This window comes from Pseudomonas sp. 273 (assembly GCF_029201425.1).
Lineage (GTDB): Bacteria > Pseudomonadota > Gammaproteobacteria > Pseudomonadales > Pseudomonadaceae > Pseudomonas > Pseudomonas delhiensis.
In genome coordinates this window covers 4,539,145-4,556,550 of the sequence record NZ_CP116775.1, presented here as the reverse complement: position 1 = coordinate 4,556,550, position 17,406 = coordinate 4,539,145, and the positions used below count along the sequence as shown (strand labels likewise).

General features: G+C 70.7%; 16 protein-coding genes and 2 riboswitches. Of the genes, 7 read left to right on the top strand and 9 right to left on the bottom strand.

Annotation, left to right across the window (positions count from 1 at the left end):
- Positions 1 to 2 precede the first annotated feature (2 nt).
- Entirely contained in the window at positions 3 to 1,385 is a 1,383-nt protein-coding gene (locus tag PKO50_RS20690) for an amino acid permease (RefSeq protein ID WP_275627112.1), read from the top strand.
- A 110-nt stretch (positions 1,386 to 1,495) separates the two neighbouring features.
- Positions 1,496 to 2,917 carry an IS1182 family transposase gene (locus PKO50_RS20685; protein ID WP_275627111.1) on the top strand — a complete coding sequence of 474 codons (1,422 nt, stop codon included), beginning with the start codon at positions 1,496 to 1,498 and terminating at the stop codon, positions 2,915 to 2,917.
- A 306-nt stretch (positions 2,918 to 3,223) separates the two neighbouring features.
- On the opposite strand, the gene PKO50_RS20680 is transcribed toward PKO50_RS20685, so the two are convergent.
- Together PKO50_RS20680 and PKO50_RS20675 are read right to left on the bottom strand one after the other, a co-directional pair.
- Positions 3,224 to 5,152 (bottom strand): M48 family metallopeptidase, encoded by a 1,929-nt coding sequence (locus PKO50_RS20680; protein WP_275627110.1) that lies wholly within the window; start codon positions 5,150 to 5,152, stop codon positions 3,224 to 3,226.
- A 15-nt stretch (positions 5,153 to 5,167) separates the two neighbouring features.
- Complete coding sequence (locus tag PKO50_RS20675; RefSeq protein ID WP_109933485.1) at positions 5,168 to 5,764, bottom strand: LemA family protein; 597 nt, start codon at positions 5,762 to 5,764, stop codon at positions 5,168 to 5,170.
- Positions 5,765 to 5,906: 142 nt separating this feature from the next.
- Positions 5,907 to 6,113, top strand: a riboswitch (cobalamin riboswitch).
- 146 nt (positions 6,114 to 6,259) lie between these two features.
- On the opposite strand from PKO50_RS20675, the gene PKO50_RS20670 reads away from it, so the two are divergent.
- The 3 genes from PKO50_RS20670 to PKO50_RS20660 are packed head-to-tail and all read left to right on the top strand — an operon-like array spanning position 6,260 to position 9,772.
- Complete coding sequence (locus PKO50_RS20670; protein ID WP_275630506.1) at positions 6,260 to 8,155, top strand: TonB-dependent receptor; 1,896 nt, start codon at positions 6,260 to 6,262, stop codon at positions 8,153 to 8,155.
- A gap of 7 nt (positions 8,156 to 8,162) precedes the next feature.
- A complete protein-coding gene (locus PKO50_RS20665) occupies positions 8,163 to 8,870 on the top strand; it encodes a (2Fe-2S) ferredoxin domain-containing protein (RefSeq protein ID WP_275627109.1) in 708 nt (235 codons plus the stop codon).
- Positions 8,867 to 9,772 carry an ABC transporter substrate-binding protein gene (locus PKO50_RS20660; RefSeq protein ID WP_275627108.1) on the top strand — a complete coding sequence of 302 codons (906 nt, stop codon included), beginning with the start codon at positions 8,867 to 8,869 and terminating at the stop codon, positions 9,770 to 9,772. Before PKO50_RS20665 ends, PKO50_RS20660 begins: the two co-directional genes overlap by 4 nt.
- A 4-nt stretch (positions 9,773 to 9,776) precedes the next feature.
- On the opposite strand, the gene PKO50_RS20655 is transcribed toward PKO50_RS20660, so the two are convergent.
- The 7 genes from PKO50_RS20655 to PKO50_RS20625 form a co-directional block, all read right to left on the bottom strand.
- A complete protein-coding gene (locus PKO50_RS20655) occupies positions 9,777 to 10,793 on the bottom strand; it encodes a spore coat U domain-containing protein (RefSeq protein WP_275627107.1) in 1,017 nt (338 codons plus the stop codon).
- A 23-nt stretch (positions 10,794 to 10,816) separates the two neighbouring features.
- On the bottom strand, positions 10,817 to 13,192 hold the full coding sequence (locus tag PKO50_RS20650; RefSeq protein WP_275627106.1) for a fimbria/pilus outer membrane usher protein: 2,376 nt from the start codon (positions 13,190 to 13,192) through the stop codon (positions 10,817 to 10,819).
- Positions 13,193 to 13,200: 8 nt separating this feature from the next.
- The gene (locus PKO50_RS20645) at positions 13,201 to 13,920 is read right to left on the bottom strand and encodes a molecular chaperone (protein WP_275627105.1); all 720 of its coding nucleotides are present in this window, start codon (positions 13,918 to 13,920) and stop codon (positions 13,201 to 13,203) included.
- An 18-nt stretch (positions 13,921 to 13,938) separates the two neighbouring features.
- Positions 13,939 to 14,466 (bottom strand): spore coat U domain-containing protein, encoded by a 528-nt coding sequence (locus tag PKO50_RS20640; RefSeq protein ID WP_158546412.1) that lies wholly within the window; start codon positions 14,464 to 14,466, stop codon positions 13,939 to 13,941.
- Positions 14,467 to 14,508: 42 nt separating this feature from the next.
- Complete coding sequence (locus tag PKO50_RS20635; RefSeq protein WP_158546413.1) at positions 14,509 to 15,042, bottom strand: spore coat U domain-containing protein; 534 nt, start codon at positions 15,040 to 15,042, stop codon at positions 14,509 to 14,511.
- A gap of 146 nt (positions 15,043 to 15,188) precedes the next feature.
- Positions 15,189 to 15,944, bottom strand: coding sequence for a CbtA family protein (locus PKO50_RS20630; RefSeq protein WP_275627104.1), 756 nt, complete (start codon positions 15,942 to 15,944; stop codon positions 15,189 to 15,191).
- 17 nt (positions 15,945 to 15,961) lie between these two features.
- Positions 15,962 to 16,177, bottom strand: a complete 216-nt coding sequence (locus PKO50_RS20625; RefSeq protein ID WP_061561196.1) for a CbtB-domain containing protein — start codon at positions 16,175 to 16,177, stop codon at positions 15,962 to 15,964.
- A gap of 60 nt (positions 16,178 to 16,237) precedes the next feature.
- Positions 16,238 to 16,301: riboswitch (cobalamin riboswitch) on the bottom strand.
- Between the two features lie 72 nt (positions 16,302 to 16,373).
- Between PKO50_RS20625 and PKO50_RS20620 the strand changes: the two genes are divergently transcribed.
- A complete protein-coding gene (locus PKO50_RS20620; protein WP_109934823.1) occupies positions 16,374 to 16,922 on the top strand; it encodes a histidine phosphatase family protein in 549 nt (182 codons plus the stop codon).
- 48 nt (positions 16,923 to 16,970) lie between these two features.
- Positions 16,971 to 17,384, top strand: a complete 414-nt coding sequence (locus PKO50_RS20615) for a VOC family protein (protein ID WP_089391631.1) — start codon at positions 16,971 to 16,973, stop codon at positions 17,382 to 17,384.
- The last annotated feature ends 22 nt before the right edge of the window (positions 17,385 to 17,406 follow it).

Here is a 17,406-nt window from a genome sequence, read left to right as displayed (position 1 = left end):
TCATGTCGTCCCATGATCTCCAACGGGATCTCAACGAGCGGCACATCCGTCTCATGGCACTCGGCGCCTGCATCGGCGTCGGCCTGTTCCTCGGCTCCGCCAAGGCCATCCAGATGGCCGGCCCGGCCATCATGCTCTCCTACATCATCGGCGGCCTGGCCATCCTGGTCATCATGCGCGCCCTCGGCGAGATGGCCGTGCACAACCCCGTGGCCGGCTCCTTCGCCCGCTACGCCCAGGACTACCTCGGCCCGCTGGCCGGCTACCTGACCGGCTGGAACTACTGGTTCCTGTGGCTGGTGACCTGCGTCGCGGAGATCACCGCGGTGGCCATCTACATGGGCATCTGGTTCCCCGAGGTGCCGCGCTGGATCTGGGCCCTGGCGGCCCTGGCGAGCATGGGCACCATCAACCTGATCGCGGTGCGCGCCTTCGGCGAGTTCGAGTTCTGGTTCGCCCTGATCAAGGTCGTCACCATCCTCGCGCTGATCCTGGTGGGCGGCGGCATGATCGTCTTCGGCCTGGGCAACGACGGCGTGGCCACCGGCATTTCCAACCTGTGGAGCAACGGCGGCTTCATGCCCCACGGCATCACCGGCGTGCTGATGTCGCTGCAGATGGTGATGTTCGCCTACCTGGGCGTGGAGATGATCGGCCTCACCGCCGGCGAGGCGAAGAACCCGCAGAAGACCATCCCCGGCGCCATCAACTCGGTGTTCTGGCGCATCCTGCTGTTCTACGTCGGCGCGCTCTTCGTGATCATGTCGATCTACCCGTGGAACGAGATCGGCACCCAGGGCAGCCCCTTCGTGATGACCTTCGAGCGCCTGGGCATCAAGACCGCCGCCGGCATCATCAACTTCGTGGTGATCACCGCCGCGCTGTCGTCCTGCAACGGCGGCATCTTCAGCACCGGGCGCATGCTCTACAGCCTCGCCCAGCACGGCCAGGCGCCGGCTGTCTTCGCCAAGACCTCCAAGGGCGGCGTGCCGCGCAATGCGCTGATCCTGTCGATCGTCGCCCTGCTGTTCGGCGTGCTGCTGAACTACCTGGTGCCGGAAAAAGTGTTCACCTGGGTGACCTCCATCGCCACTTTCGGCGCCATCTGGACCTGGGCCATGATCCTGCTGGCGCAGTTGAAGTTCCGCCGCGGCCTGAGCCCGGCCGAGGCCGGCAAGCTGCAGTTCCGCATGTGGCTGTACCCGCTGAGCTCCTACCTGGCCATGGCCTTCCTGGTGCTGGTGGTGGCGCTGATGGCGTTCTTCGAGGACACCCGCATCGCCCTGTACATCGGCCCGGCCTTCCTGGTCCTGCTGGTGGTGCTGTACCGCGTGTTCGACCTGGCGCCGAAAGGCGAGCAGGGCGCGGTCGCCAGCGGCGCGTGAGCGCGGTGACGCAATGAGAAAGGGCCTCTTCGCAGACTGTGTGAAAACCTAGCAGTCTGAGTGCAAGCCCAAGACAATGCCCGTATCGATCAATACGGGCATTGTCGTTTATGGGCTATATCCGCGGTGAAGGGCGTGATCAGGGCAGCTTGTTTCCAGTGTGTCTGGATGAACTGGTCCCCGAAGAACATCTGGTCCGCGTGATCGAGGCCTACGTGGCGCGGCTGGATTTGCACAGACTGGGCTTCAGCAAGGCGCGAGCTAGCAAGGTTGGACGTCCGGCCTATGATCCGGCCGACTTGCTCAAGCTGTACCTGTATGGCTACTTCCATCGAATCCGTTCCTCGCGCCGACTGGAGGCCGAGTGCCAGCGCAATGTCGAAGTGATGTGGTTGCTGGGCCAATTGGTACCGGACTTCAAGACCATTGCCGATTTCCGTAAAGACAACGGTGTGGCGTTCCAGGCAACCTGCCGTGCCTTTGTGCAGTTCTGCCGTCAGGTCGGGCTGATCGGTGGTCAGTTGGTGGCTATCGATGGCAGCAAGTTTCAGGCGGTGGCTTCACGACGCAAGCACTTGAGCCTGGCGCGGCTCAAGCGTCAGCAAGCCAGACTGGAGGCCGAGATTGCTCGTTATCTGAGCGATCTGGATGAAGCCGACCGCGCCGAAGCCGGCGAAGGGATCGACCGGGGGGCCGTCAAGACCGCCCTCGAACAGTTGCAGGCTCGGCATGCTGACAACCTGACCTGCCAGGTCCTGATGCAGGCCCAGGGGCTGGAGCAATTCGTGATCGGCGAGCCCGATGCCCAGTTGATGCGAACCCAGCAGGGGGCGCGGGTCGCCTACAACGTGCAAAGCGCCGTCGATGACAAGCATTGCCTAGTGCTGCACCACGAGGTGACCCGGGGCGGCAATGACACTCGCCAACTGCAGCCGATGGCCGAAGCCAGCCAAGCGGTGCTGGCGCAGGCACAGCTGACGGTCACGGCAGACGCCGGTTACTCCAATGGCGAGCAGTTCCATGCTTGCGAAGAGGCGGGCATCACCGCGTATGTGCCGCTGAACCGTGGTATCAACAACCACGGCAAGGGCATGGAGCTGTTCGATCGCAGCGTCTTTACCTACGACGCGGAGCACGACCGCTACCAGTGCCCGGCAGGCCAGTGGCTCCTCCTCAAGCAGGTACGCGGCATGGAGAGGATTTACGCGATCAGCGGCGATTGCTGCGCTTGCCCTTTGCAGTCGCGCTGTACGAACAGCAAGCGCCGTCATCTCACCCGTCACGCCCATGAATCGGCTTTCGAGCGTATGCAGCAACGCCTGAAGGCCCGACCGGACATGATGACCAAGCGCCGATCCATCGTTGAACACCCCTTCGGCAACCTGAAGCAGTGGATATTTGGCAACGGCCGCTTCCTGCTACGGCAGTTAGGGGGCGCCAGCACGGAAATGGCCCTGGCCGTGCAGGCCTACAACCTCAAGCGTGCGATCCAGGTACTCGGTGCTCGTCGCTTGATCGAATTGATGGCCTGATGTTCCCCAGAAAAGCCAACGCCCCGAACCAGTCGGGGCGTTGGCTTGGCCTTGCTCTCAGCGTGTTTTCACACAGTCTGTTCGGAGGCCCTTTTTCTTGGGCGGCCAGAAAATGAAATGCACGGCCTTCCGGCGGACCGTAGGAGCGGGCCCTGCCCGCGAATCGCGCGCAGGGCGCGCTCCTACATGGGCACGGCGTTGGGGCAAGCCGTAGGAGCGGATCTCATCCGCGAATCGAGCCGGAACGTCCGGCCATCGCGGACAAGGTCCGCTCCTACGAAGAGCGTCTCGGCGTCGGGCGAACCCCTACGCCCTCCCCAGCAACGGCGGCATCGGGCAATCGAGGATATCCGCCACCGCGCGCAGCAGTTCCGCCTCGGCCACGCTGATATGGCCGTCGTACTCGATGCAGCGGGCCATGGCCTTGAGCAACTGCGGCTTCTGCAGCGGGCGCAGCTGCACCAGGCGGCGCAGCGCCACTTCCAGCTCGCGCAGGGTGCCGGCACGCGGGCGCTGGCGCGGGGCGAAGGGCAGGCCGGCCCAGGCCTGGGCGAAGGCCTGCTCGGTGTGCAGCGCGTCGGTGTTGTCGAGGCCGGCGAGGAAGGCCAGGAGCATGGCCGCCTCGTCGCCCAGCTCGGCCAGCGGCAGGTTGCCGATGCGCGCCGGGCCGGGGCGCAGGTTGCGTTCGACGATGCGCAGCAGCGTCCATTCCAGCGGCTTCACCCGGCGGTCGGCCTTGATCAGCAGCGCCATGTTGCCGCGCAGGGTCTCGTACTGCCTGTCATCCAGCTGGCGCAGCGCCGGCATGGCGAGGTCCAGCAGGGGCAGGCGCAGGCCCGGGTCGAGGGCGCGCAGGCGCTCTTCCAGGCGGTCGAGCTGGAAGGCCACGCCCAGGTCCAGGCGCGGCTTGAGCAGTTGCAACTGCTGCTCGCGGGCAGTCGCCCCGGCATCCAGCAGCAGGCCGTAGACCAGGGCCTGGGCGCCATCGACGGCATGGGCCGCCGCCTGCAGGCCGTCGTCCAGCCGCTGCAGGGTATGCCGGGCTTCCTCCAGGTGCGTCCCGGCGGGTTCGCCGATGGCCTCGACCGATGCCAGCGCCGCGCCCGAGGGGTAGCCGCGCAGGGCGGCGTTCCAGGTCTCGCGGTCCACCAGCGGGACGTCCAGGCGTGGCTCCAGCTTCGGGTAGCGGCCGTCCCAGCCCGGCTCGATGCGGCGGATGCGCGCCTCCAGCGGCGGGTGGGTGGCCAGGCCGAACCAGTGGCTGGCCAGGCCGTCGCTGAAGTACAGGTGGCTGAATTCGGCGCGGTGCAGGGCGCCGAGCAGCGAGCCGTAGCCGCCGACCTTCTTCAGCGCTCCGGCGATGCTGGCCGGGTTGCGGGTGAACTGCACGGCGGAGGCGTCGGCCAGGTACTCGCGCTGGCGGTTCACCGCGGCCTTGATCAGGCTGCCGAAGAAGGTGCCGAGCGAACCCAGCACCCACAGGCAGAGGCCGGCGACGAAGGCCAGCGCGATGAAGCCCAGGGCCGAGCCGGAGCCGGCGTCGTTGCCGGCGTTGCTGCGCTGCACGCGGATGCGCGCGACGTCGTCGGCCGTGTGGCTGTCCCACAGGCCGCGGACCATGGTCTCGCCGATCAGGCCCAGCAGCAGGATGCCGTGCAGCAGCGCCACCAGGCGGGTGTTCAGGCGCATGTCGCCGTGGTGGATGTGGCTGAACTCGTGGGCGATCACCCCCTGCAGCTCGTCGCGGCTGAGCAGGCCGATGGTCCCGCGGGTGACGCCGATGACCGCATCGCGCGGCGTCAGGCCGGCGGCGAAGGCGTTGATGCCGCTATCCTCCAGCAGGTACACCGGTGGCACCGGGGCGCCCGAGGCGATGGCCATTTCCTCGACCACGTTGAGCACCCGGCGCTCGTCGGCGTCGCGGGCGTCCAGGTTGATCAGCCGGCCGCCCAGGCGCTCGGCCACGATGCGGCCGCCCAGGCGCAGCTGGCGGTGCTTGTACCAGGCGCCGAGCACCACCACGCCGACCACCACCAGGGCCACCCACAGGTAGAGCTCGAGGTCGGGCAGGCGCTGCGGCGAGGTCCAGTGGCTGGCGGGCTCGCCGATATGGCGCCAGAGCCAGCCCAGGACCAGGCTGGTGAGCGTCACCAGGCAGGTCACCGCCATGGCCAGGAGCAGGATCAGCCGCCCGGTCTGGCGGCGGGCGCGGTCCTGGTGCTGGAAGAAGTTCATAGGGCCGGCCAGCGCTTAGAAGCTGACCTTGGGCGCATCCTGGATCTGCTGGCTGTCGGCGAACTCCAGCGAGGCGGCGTCGGCCTTGTGGCCGAAGTTGGCGGCCAGCAGCACGGCGGGGAACGACTGGCGGTAGGCGTTGTACTCCATCACCGCGTCGTTGTACGCCTGGCGGGCGAAGGCCACTTTGTTCTCGGTGCTCGACAGCTCCTCGGTGAGCTGCTGCATGTTCTGCGAGGCCTTCAGGTCCGGGTAGGCTTCCAGGGTCACGTTGAGCCGCCCCAGCGCGCCGCCCAGGGCGCCCTCGGCGTTGGCCAGCTGGGCCAGTGCCGCGGGGGCGCCGGGCTGGCTGGCGGCGGCCTTGAGCCCGGCCACCGCGGCGTTGCGCGCGGCGATCACCGCTTCCAGGGTTTCCCGCTCGTGCTTGAGGTAGGCCTTGGCAGTTTCCACCAGGTTGGGGATCAGGTCGTAGCGCCGCTTGAGCTGCACCTCGATCTGCGCGAAGGCGTTCCGGTAGCGGGCGCGCAGGTTCACCAGGCGGTTGTAGATGGCGATGGCGCCGAAGAACAGCACGGCGAGGACGAGCAGTAGCACCAGGGAAGAAACCGACATGGGCAGTCCTTTTCGAGCGTCGGGAAGGTCCGCCGATGATAGCGGAAAGCTTCCACGACGGCAGGGAGGCCATCACAGGCTGCGCCCCGGCGCGGAAGCATGCTGTAAAGGGCCGCCCTTGACGCTCCGCCGCCCAGGTGGTCAGATGCCCGCCGTTCCAGGTGCCTCGTGCCGCCGTGCGCGAGGTGAAACGGGAAGCCGGTGCGTCGCCCTTGGCGGCAAGTCCGGCGCTGCCCCCGCAACGGTAAGCGAGCGGGGCATCCACGAGGCCACTGTGCTCCGGCATGGGAAGGCGGATGCTCCACGATCCTCGCGAGCCCGGAGACCGGCCTGGAGCGTTGTTGGCAAACCCGCGGTGGGCGGGCGTGAGCCGGATTCCGGTCGCGCCCGCGCCGGAACTCGCTGCGCCGCCTGCGAAATTCCCATTTCGAGGCGATCACCTTGCATTTCCCCTTCCCTGAATCCGTACCCCGGCGCGCCCTGTGGCTGGCCGGCCTGTGCCTGAGCCCCTGCCTGCATGCCGCGCCCCTGGGGCTGCAGGACGAAATCGTCAGCGCCCCTTCGGTGGAGTCCACCACCGTCGCCGAGATGGCCCGCTACGGCAGCAGGCTCGAAGTCATCGAGCGCGAACGGATCGAGCGCGCCGGCCCCAGCGCCGACGTCACCCGCGTGCTGCAGATGTACGTGCCGGGGCTATTCGTGGCGCCGAAGAACGGCCCCTTCGACTACGGCACCTACTCGCTGCTGGGCGGGCGCAACGACGACACCCTGATCCTGCTGGACGGCGTGCGCCTGAACAACCGCCTGTACGGCGGCCTCTACCTGGACACCCTGCCGACCGCCGCGGTGGAGCGCATCGAGGTGCTCAAGGGCGGCCAGGGCCTGCTGTTCGGCACCCAGGCGGTGTCCGGGGTGATCAACATCGTCACCCGCAGCGCGCGCAGTCGCGAGGCCTCCGGCGAGGCCAACCTGGGCCTGGACAGCTTCCGCGGGCGCAGCGGCGACGCACGCGTGGAGAAGGTGCTGGAGAACGGCCTGGGCGACCTCGGCCTGCTGGCCTACGTCAGCCACAACCGCTCCGACGGCTACAAGCCGTTCCGCGAGCAGGACATGACCGCCACCGTCAGCGACAAGCGCCGCTCCTACGACGTCAACGTGTTCGGCGCCAAGGCCATCCAGGCCTTCGGCGGCGATTCGCGCCTGGAGCTGTTCTACCAGTACGCCGACGCCGACCTGGACTACGCCCGCCCGGCCGACAACCGCCACACCACCAACGACCGCATCCAGCAGATCGCCACCGCCACCTTCGAGCAGCACCTGGGCGAGGACTTCAGCTGGTTCGCCAAGGCCCACCTGAACGACTGGGACACAAGCTACACGCGCATCTACAACCTCGCCGGCGGCGGCACCCGGGTGCTCAACCACAACGACTACTGGGGCTTCACCGACTGGGGTGCGCAGCTGGAGGGCAAGGCGCGCCTGGCCGGCGGCCACGAACTGGTCTTCGGCAGCGACAACCAGTGGTACAAGGGCCAGGACGATGTCCTCATCATCGACAACGACAAGGCCGAGTCCCACGCCCTGTACGCGCAACTGCGCCCGCAGGTGGACCTGCTGCCGAACTGGCACCCCAGCCTGGGCGTGCGCCGCGAGGAAATGAGCGGCGGCGAGGGCGCCACCGTGTGGATGCTCACCTCGCTGTACGACCTGACCGACCAGCTCAAGCTGCGCGGCCAGCTGGGCACCGCCTTCAAGCTGCCCAACGCCGAGCAACTGTTCGTCAACGAGCCGGGCAGCGAGATCGGCAACCGCGACCTCAAGCCCGAGCGCAGCCGCAACGCCGAGCTGGGCCTGGACTACAGCGGCGCGCTGTTCGGCCAGCCGTGGAGTGGCAGCGTCACCGTCTTCCGCCGCGAGATCAGCGACCTCATCACCCTGGCCGGCGACCAGTGGGTGAACGGCGACGGCGAGATCGAGGTGCGCGGCATCGAGGCCAGCGGCCAGTGGCAACTGGGCGAGCATTGGCAGTTGGCCGCCGACGCCACGCGCAACCTGGTGGACACCCGCGAGGGCGTGACGGTGAACAACATCCCGCACTTCTTCGCCCGCACGCGGCTGGGCTACGACCAGGCCCCGTGGGGCTTCGGCGTGGCGGTGCGCTACGTCGGCTCCATCGTCAGCCCCCAGGGCGACGACTATGGCCACTACACGGTGCTCGACGGCGACGCCTACCGCTACCTGGACGGCGCGCGCCGCCACCGCCTGAGCCTGCTGCTGGAGAACCTGCTGGACCGCGACTACGCCACCAGCCGCACCAGCAACGGCATCCGCCAGGTGGACAACCTGGGCCGCCCGCGCAGCGCCGAGCTGCGCTACACCTTCAGCTTCTGAGGTGGCCATGGACCCGGCAGTGCTGATCGTCGGCCCCCTCGCGGGCGCCCAGGGCGAGGCCTTCCGCGCCGAGCTGCAAGCGCTGCGCGGGGCGTTGCAGCCGATCGACACCAGCGATGGCTTCGACGCCCTGTGGCCGGCCGTCCGCGCCCACCTGCAGGCGGGCAGGGCGCTGCTGCTGGTGGACCTGGAACCGGCCAGCGACGGCGCCTACCTCGACTGGCTGCGCGGCGAGGTGGCGCAACTGGCCGGCGACTACCCCCGGGCGCCGTGCCCGCGGGTGACCGCCTCGGCCCTCGGCCGCCGTGGCCTGGATGCCCGGCTGGTGTGCGCGGCCATCGACGACGGCCGCCAGCAGCTGGATTGCCGCCACGCCGGCCCGGTGCCGGAGCAGCCGGACTGGTCGGCGCCGCCGCCGCACAAGCGCCAGGTCTTCCTCTGCACCGGCCCGCGTTGCGTGCGCCGCGGCGCCTTGCCGCTGTGGAAGACGCTGCGCCGCGAACTGGCCCGGCGCGGGCTGATCGAAACCGCCGAGGGCGTGCTGCTGACCCGCACCGGCTGCCAGTTCCCCTGCAACCGCGGGCCGCTGCTGACCGTCCACCCGGAGCGCTGCTGGTACGGCGTGCGCGACGAGGCCCAGGTGCTGCGCGTGGTGGAGCAGCACCTGGCGGGCGGCGAGCCGGTGGCCGAACTGCTGATCGAGGGGGCGCCATGAAGGGCTTGGCACTGCTGCTCGGGTTGCTGCTGGCAGCACCGGCCCTGGCTGCCCAGGACTACCGCAACTGCGGCCAGGCCTGGCACCTGGCGCGCCCGGCCGAGCGCATCCTGGCGCTCAACCAGCACGCCGCCGACCTGCTGCTGGCGCTGGGCGCCGGGCCGCGGCTGGTGGGCGTGGCTTACCTGGACGACCCGGGGCCGGACCTGCAGGGTGGGCGCTACCGCGGCGTACCCGTGGTGTCGGCGCGCTACCCGTCCGCCGAGCTGCTCTACGCGCTGCGCCCGGACCTGGTGGTGGGCGGCTTCGCCACGGCCTTCGACGCGGGGCGCGGGCGCGCCGAGCTGGGCGCCGCCGGGATCGCCAGCTACCTGCTGGAGGCGGCCTGCGCGCAACGCACGGGAGATGGCTTCGGCAACGTGCGTGACGACCTGCTCACCCTGGGCCGGCTGCTCGGCGTCGAGGCGCGGGCCCAGCGGCTGATAAATGCCCAACAGGCCGACCTGCGCGCGGCCGCCGCCAGGGCCGCCGGCCATGCGCCGCTGCGGGTGTTCTACCTCGACAGCAGCGACGCCGGCCTGGCCAGCCAGGGCGGGCGTGGCTTCGTCAGCGAGCTGCTGCGCGCCGCCGGGGCGCGCAACCTGTTCGAGGCGGTGGCGCTGCGCGGCTACCTGGCCAGCCCCGAGGCGCTGCTGGCGGGCGACCCGGATGTGATCCTGCTGGCCGACGCGCGCTGGTCGCCGGCCGCGGAGAAGGTCCGCTACCTGCGCGCGCACCCGCTGCTGTCACGCCTGCGCGCGGTGCGCGAAGGGCGCTTCGTGACGCTGCCCTTCAGCCAGTTGGTGCCGGGGGCGCAAAGCGGCCGCGCGGCGCGCGAGCTGGCCGCCGCCCTGTACCCCTGAGCGCTCAGAAGCGCACGTCCACCACCACGCTGTCGGTGTAGGTCCCGGCGGGCGGGGTGGGTTGCTCGGGGAGGATTTCCGCGCGGTAGTCGAAGCCCTGGGCGGTGATGCCGTCGAGCTGGCCGGGGTTCGACTCGGCGCTGCCGTCGGGGCGGCGTTCGGCGCCCTGGGCGCCCCAGCGTTCGTTGCCGCCGGCCGACTTGTACAGCTCGTAGGCCAGGCGCGCGTTGCCGCTGGCCATGTGGCGCTGGCCGTTGCTGGCATGGCTGCCGTCGCTGAGGCCGACGCTGTAGTGCGCGCCCTTGGTGCAGCGCACCTGGATGCGCTGCTGCACCGGAAGGAAGCTGCTGACCAGGGGCGCGCTGCCGAAGTCGAGGGCGGGGGCGCTGAGCTGGCAATCGTTGCGGACGTTCAGCACCAGGCGCACCTGGGTGACCATGCCGTTGCCCCAGTTGCTCGGCTCCTGCAGGCAGACCGGGCCCAGGCAGCCGCCGCTCAGCCCGGGGCTGTTGTCCCAGCCCGGCCAGGCGCAGACGCCGAGGGCCTGGCCGGTGACGCAGATGCGCCAGTACCAGCGCAACTGCAGCGTGGCGACGTAGGTGCCCGCCGCCACGTTGGCCGAGCGCACCCGGGCATGCAGCGGGAAGGTGCGCAGGTCCAGGTGGCCGCTGCCGACGAGGTTGGCATAGTCGTAGGTCACGCCCTGCCGCAGCATCTGCTTCAGCGAGGCGTCGGCGTACAGGTCGAAGGGGATCCTGTCGCCGGTCTTCGCATTGCGCAGGACGTTGCCGTCGAGGTTTTCCAGGCGTAGGCGCACCCAGTTCTGCCCGATGATCGCGCCGCTGCGCACGTCGCAGGCCATGCCGCCGCGGGTCTGGATCTGCAGCGGCTCGCGGGCGATGACCAGGGAGCTGTGGGTGCCGAAGTTGCTGTCGCCGGGCTGCATGCGGCATTGCTGGGCGGTGGTGGCCCAGGCTGACAGCGGGGCCAGGAGCAAAAGGGCAGCAGCGGGCGTAGCCATGGGTTCATCGTCGACTCCGGGCTTCAGAGGCAGGGCAGCGGCCCCAGCTGCGCCAGTTCCTCGGCCGCGGGGTCCAGTTCGAAGGTGGCGCTGCAGGTGGCGCCGTCGGGCAGGCTCGCGCGCAGGCGGTTGCGCGCCTGCAGGTGCTCCAGGTAGACCAGCCCGTCCCAGCCGACGTAGGCGGCCCGGCCGTCGTCGCCGGCGACCTGCGTGCCCAGCGGCAGCGGCTGGCCGTGGCGGTCGTGCAGCAGCAGGCTGGCGGCCAGCATGCGCTGCACCGGAAAGCGCAGCAGGTAGCCGCTGCCGGCCCTGACCGCGACGCGCTGCTCGACCACCGGCGCCTCGACGTTGGAGGCCAGGCCGAGCGGGTCTATCTCGTACTTGCCGGGGTAGTAGGCGCTGCTCCAGGGCACCAGCAGGTGGCCGTTGGCGTCGGTCTGGCCGACCAGCTGGTTCTCGTAGCGCACCGGGATGCCGGGCTGGCCGTCGGTGCTCACCAGCACGAAGGCGTCCTGCACCTGGTTGGCGGCGAACAGCGCGCCGTCCATCCAGGCCAGCGAACCGCCGAGGTCGGCCCAGCGGGTGTAGTCGTCGGCGTTGCCGTACAGGCCGCCGCGGGCCTGCAGGTTCCGGCCGCGCCAGTGCAGCGCGGCCTGGTGCCAGTCGCCGCCCCCGCCGTTGTCGGCGTGGCCGAGGTTCCAGCCGAAGCCGCCTTCGCCGGGCAGCGCCTCGCTGTAGTCGACGCGCCGGCTGTTGCGGCCGTCGGCGCCGCGCTCGATGCCCATGCCGAGGGTGCCGCGCAGGTCGAAGGGGATCACCAGTTGCACCGCGCTGTTCCAGCGACCGTTGCCGAGTTCGCGGTTGGCGGACAGGTACAGGCTGGCCTCGCCCCACAGCGAGCGACCCCAGGACAGGTTGAGCAGGCGGGTGCGGCCGCCGTCGCCGGCCTCCACCTCGAAATAGCCGGCGCCCAGGCTGCCCCAGCCGTCCAATGCCACGCTGGCGCTGGCCTGGGTGCTGCGGCGGGTGGGCGAATAGCCGCGCTTCGGCGCAGTGTCGTCGCCGTTGCGGCGCCGCTGCCGTTCGTAGGCCAGGCGTGACAGGTCGGCGTAGTCGGCGTCGCGCTGGCTGCGCTGCACCGAGAAGTGGAAGCGGCGGGCGCTGTACTGGTAGCCGAAGCTGAACTGCCGGCCGCCGTCGCCCTCCAGCCGGCCATGGCCGGCCGCGGCGTTGAGCACGCCCAGGGTGCCCAGGCGCAGCACGCCGCCCAGCCCGCCCATGGCCAGGCCGGCGGCGCCCTCGGCCTGGGCCTCCAGGGTGAAGTGGTCGCTCAGGCCGTGGCGCAGCGAGGCGCTGGCGGCGCCGCTGCCGTAGGCGAAATCGTCCTGGCCGTAGCCCTGGCGCAGGCTGCCCAGGCTCGCGGCGAAGTCGCTGAGGCCCGGGCGCAGCAGTTCGCTGCTGACGTAGAAGGGCACGCTGGTGGAGACCTGGCGGCCGAGGGCGTCGGTGGTCTGCAGCACGGCCTGGCCGGCGCCGTTGACGTAGGGCAGGGCGCCGAGGCTGAAGGGGCCGGGTTGCAGTTCGTAGCGGCCGTTGCGGTAGCCGTCGACGAACAGCTCCAGGGTGCTGGGCAGCGCCGCCTCGCCGGCGAAGCGCGGCAGCGGGTAGGTGACGATGTCGGGACGGATGGCGAAGTCGCGGGACAGCTGCACCCCGCCCAGGCGCACCGGCGAGGCCCAGGCCTGCGAGCGGCTGACCAGGTCGCCGGCCTCGTAGGTCAGCGCGCGCTCCTCGTCGGCGAAGCGCCAGTGGCTGTCGTAGCGCAGGTAGCGGCTGCGCTGCGCCGGGCCGCCGAAGGGCTGCTGGTGGACGCCGCTGTGGCTGAATACGCCGAAGGGGCCGAACAGGCGCAGGTCGCTCCAGGCCGAGCGGGTGTCCTGGCCGTTCTGCGGGCTGCTGGCGTACAGCTGGTAGTTGAACAGGGCGCCGACGCTGCTGCGGGCCGGCACCCGGGCGCGCCGCGCCGCCGCGTCCAGCTGCTGCGGTGGCAGCCAGTGCGGCGGCACCTGCAGCAGCAGGCGCTGGCCCTGGGCGTCGTAGCTCGCCTGCACCCCCGCCAGCTCGCCGAGGTCGAGCCAGCCCGCCTGCGCCACCGGCAGGCCGAGGGTGCGCAGGTCGGCCGCGTCCATCCGCAGGCGGCCCTGCTGCAGGTCCACGGCCACCACCTTGCCGCTGGGCCGCAGGTTCACCACCAGCTCCAGGTACAGGCGCACGCTGTCGGCCAGCGCGCCCGCATCCCGCGGTGGCGGGGGCAGGGGTGCGGCCAGCGGGGCCTCGCCGTCGAGCAGGGCCAGGCCGGCGAACAGCAGGTGGCAGCGGCGCAGCGGCAGCCGGGCCATGCCGCGGTTCAGCGGGGCGCGGCGGCGATCTCGCCGCGTTCGCCATTGACCTCCGCCCACAGCCGCTCGCCACCGGCCAGCGGGCGCGGCAGTGGCCAGCGCATGTGGCTGCCGGGCAGCACGTAGCCGAGCAGGCCCTCGTCCATGGCCAGGCTGGCGCCGTCCCGCTCGAAGGCCACCCGCGTCAGGCGGGCGTGGCGTGGCCCGCTGTTGCTGATCTCCAGGTAGGCCTTGCCGCCAGCCTCGACCTGGCGCCAGCCCAGCGCCGGGCGGCCCGCCTCGGCCGGCAGGCCGGGGCCGGCGAGGAACAGCGGCACCGAGTAGCGCATCTGGAAGCGGATGCCGCTGCCCCCCGGCCCTTGCGCCTCGTCCTGCGGGGTGGGCACCTCGTCGATGAGGATGCGGTAGGCGTGCTCCGTGCCGGCCGCGCTGGGCGCCAGGCGCGTCAGGCGCACCAGCTGGCGGGCGCCCGGCTCGACGCGGACCATCGGCGGGCTGCCGACCACCTCGCGCTGCGCCTGGTAGTGCTCTTCGCCGTCGCGCTGGCTCCAGGCGAAGATGCGCACCTGCAGCAGCGTGCTCCGGCTGCCGCGGTTCTCCAGCCAGAGCGCGCTGGCGCGCTGGTCGTGCTCCAGGCGCGGGTCGATCGGCCAGATGAGGATGGAACTGCCGGCCCGCGCCGTGGCGGGCAGCAGCACGAGCAGTATGAGAAGCAGGGCGAAGGGCATCGGGGGGCTCCGGCTCGCTCACCACGACAGGGTCACGGTGAGCCGGTCCTGGTAGCGCCCGGCGGTCTGGTTGCCGGGCAGGCGGAGGGCGGCGTTGATCGGCAGCTGGATGGCACCGGGGGTGCTGTAGTCGATGGGTACGCTGGCGCCGACCGGGATTTCCTGGCTCAGGCCGGCATCGCGGTACAGGCGGTAGGCCAGCCGCGCCTGGCCGGCGCCCAGGTGGCGCAGGCCGCCCTCCAGGTGCTGGCCGCCGTCCACCGTCATGCGCAGCTTCACCCCCGGCGTGCAGCTGAGGCTGATGGCGTCGTTGGGCAGCAGCCGGGCGCTGATCGTCCCGCTGGTGCTGGAGGGGTGCCGGCCGAAGTCGAGGCGGCCGAAGTCGTTGCCACTGCCCGGCGCCGCCTGGTTGACCAGGCAGCCCTGGGTGACGCTGGCGGAGACGCGGAAGCTGGCCCGGGTCGCGGCGTCCGCCTGCTGCGCGCCGGCGTGGGCGAGCAGCAGGAGCAGCGCGGCCAGGGCGCGGCGGCGTGGCCTGGCAGGCACGCGGGGCGGCCGGGTAGGCGCTGGCATGGGCCGGCCGCGACCTCAGAATTCCAGGGTGACGGTCAGGGTGTCCCGGTAGGTGCCGCTGGGCAGGGCCCTGGCATTGGGCGCGATGGCGCCGTGGATGGGAACGTCGACGGGAGTGCCGTCGCTGGGAATGGCGAATTCGTACATCTGGTCGGGCAGGTATTCCTGGGTGTACCCGGCGTCCACGTACAGCGAGTAGGCAATGTGCTCGCCGCTCTCGTTTTCCAGCGTCCGGTCGCCGCGCAGGCCGCCGTCGACCTGCACATCGAAGGCGCCGATGCCCGGGTCGCAAGTGACCTGCAGGGCCCCGCCGCCGGTGCCGATCAGCTGGGCGCTCAGGGCGTTGCTCCAGGTCGGGCCGGCCCTGCCGAAGTCCAGGTGGCCGAACTGGTTGATCACGCCGCTGGCGCTGTTACCCTGGCTCACCTGGCAGCCGCTGGCGATCTCGAGGGAAACCTCCACCTGGCCGCTGATCGCCGCCAGGGCCTGGCCCAGGGGCAGGGTGAGCAGGGTGGCGGCTAGGGCGTGGCTGAGCCTGTCATGCTTCATCGTCATGGCCTCGAAAAATGGGAGAGGCATTTTCCCAGGGGGCGACAGCGATGAAGCAGGCGGATAGGGGAGGGTGTTCGAGAAAAATGGGGGATGGGGCAGGGCGTGCGGGCCCCTGGGCGGGACCCGCGCGCCGAAGGGGCCGGTCAGGCCTTGCCGAGTCGCGGCCGATGCAGCGGAACGGCTTCCATCCACCAGCCGAAGACCAGGCCGACGGTGGTCCAGAGGATCGCCTGGATGCCCAGGGACACCAGGCGGAACTGCCACAGCAGGTCGGCCGGGAAGTCCGCCGGCACTTCGCGCACGGCCGGGAACAGCAGGCCGGCGACGGCGCAGATGCCCAGGTACACGGCCACGCCGGCGATGGCGCCGGTCCAGGCGCCGTGCTCGGCGAGCAGGCGGCGGGCCAGGTTCAGCGCGATGACGGCGGCGGCGATGGACAGGGCGATCATCAGGAAGAACAGTGCGGTGCGCTGGCGGATGCTCTCCGGGTCGCCCACCGACGGCGGGTTGGCCGGGTACTTCAGGCTCGGCACCAGGTACAGGGCGACGAAGGCCGCCAGGGCCAGCAGGGCGCTCAGCGCGCGCGGGCCCAGGCGCCCGGTGCGGCCCAGGGCGTAGGCGAACACCAGGGCGAACAGGCCGCCCATGGCGGCGCCGTAGACCACCACGCCGGTGAGCAGGCCGAAGCTGGCCTGGACCTCGCGGCTGACCAGCTCTTCCTCGTGGTCATGGGCGGCGCCGCTGGTGGCTTCGGCGGCCTCGTGCAGGGCCGACATCTGTTCTTCGAAGGCGATGGCGCGGTCCACCTGGGGTTCGCCGAAGACGAAGGCGAAGGCGAAGACGAGCAGGCCCGCCAGGACGCCGACGAGCATCCCGCGCAGCAGGAGTTTTCCAGTCATGTAGGGAATCCCCGGGGTCAGTGGCAGGGGAAGCCCAGCAGGTGGCGGCCGTCGTGGACGAATTCGTGCACGTACATGCCCTTGAACATCGAGGTGGCGCCCTGTTCCGCGCCGACGAAGTATAGCGCCAGGAGCAGCAGCAGGCCGCCGAAGATGGCCCAGGGCAGCAGTTCGGAAAGGGGGATGACGGGGAGCGATACGCCGGTATCGGCGTGGGTGGCTGAATGAGCCATGGAAACCTCCTAGGATTACGCGTCCTGAACGGTTGGCGATTTGTTTTTTTGCAGGGAAGGGTCTGACTCTCGGCCCGAGGACCGAATACAGTGGCGCGACCGTGCCGGGTTTTCACCGGCTTCCTTCCAGGTAACAAAGTGCTACGAGAGCGTCGGGCAGTGTAAACCCCGGCGCCTGCGAATGGGAGAGAATTCGATGCCGAGCCGCCTGAGCCTCGTCTGCCACGGGCGCACCGCCGCCCAGCGCCAGGGCCGCTTCGCCCAGCCCGACGAGCCGCTGGAGCCGGGCCAGGACGAACGCCTGGCCGAGCGCCGCGCCGGGCTCAAGGCGCCGCGGCGGCTGCTCTGCGCCCCCGAGCTGCGCGCCCGGCAGACCGCCGCCGCCTGGGAGGCCGAGCCACAGCTGCTGGAGGCCCTGCGCGACTGCGACTACGGCGCTTGGCGCGGGCAGAGCCTCCAGGCCCTGCAGGAAACCGCGGCGACCGGGCTGGCCGCCTGGCTGGCGGACCCCGCCAGCGCACCCCACGGCGGCGAGTCCCAGGTGCAGCTGTGCGAGCGCGTGGGCGCCTGGCTCGATGCCTTCGACGAGGACGGCCACTTCGTCGTCGTCAGCCACCCCGCGGTGCTGCGCGCGGCCGCGTTGCACGTGCTGCAGTCCGGCGCGGCGGCGTTCAATGCCATCGACGTCGAGCCGCTGGGCGTGCTGCGCCTGGTCCGCAACGGGCGCTGGCGCCTGCGTCTGTAGCGGGCCGCGGTCTATGCTCTGTGGGCCCATCGCCACGAGGAGACCGCCATGGCCAGCCATCCCCGCCTGATCCCCTGCCTGCGCTACCGCGACGCGCCGGCGGCCATCGACTGGCTGTGCGCGACCTTCGGCTTCGTCCGCCAGTTGGTGGTGGACGACGGCGAGGGCGGCGTGGCCCACGCGCAGCTGTGCCTGCCCGACGGCAGCGGCATGCTGATGCTGGGCTCGGCGGTGGACAATGAATACGGCCGGCTGATGCGCCGGCCCGAGGAGGTCGGCGGCTGCACCCAGAGCCTGTACCTGGTGGTGCCCGACGCCGAGGCCCTGTACCGCCGAGCGCTGGACGCCGGCGCGCGGATGGTCATCGACATCCGCGACGAGGACTACGGTGGCCAGGGCTTCACCTGCCGCGACCCCGAGGGGCACGTGTGGAGCTTCGGCACCTACGACCCCTGGCATTGAACGACTGGTAGTGAACAAGAAG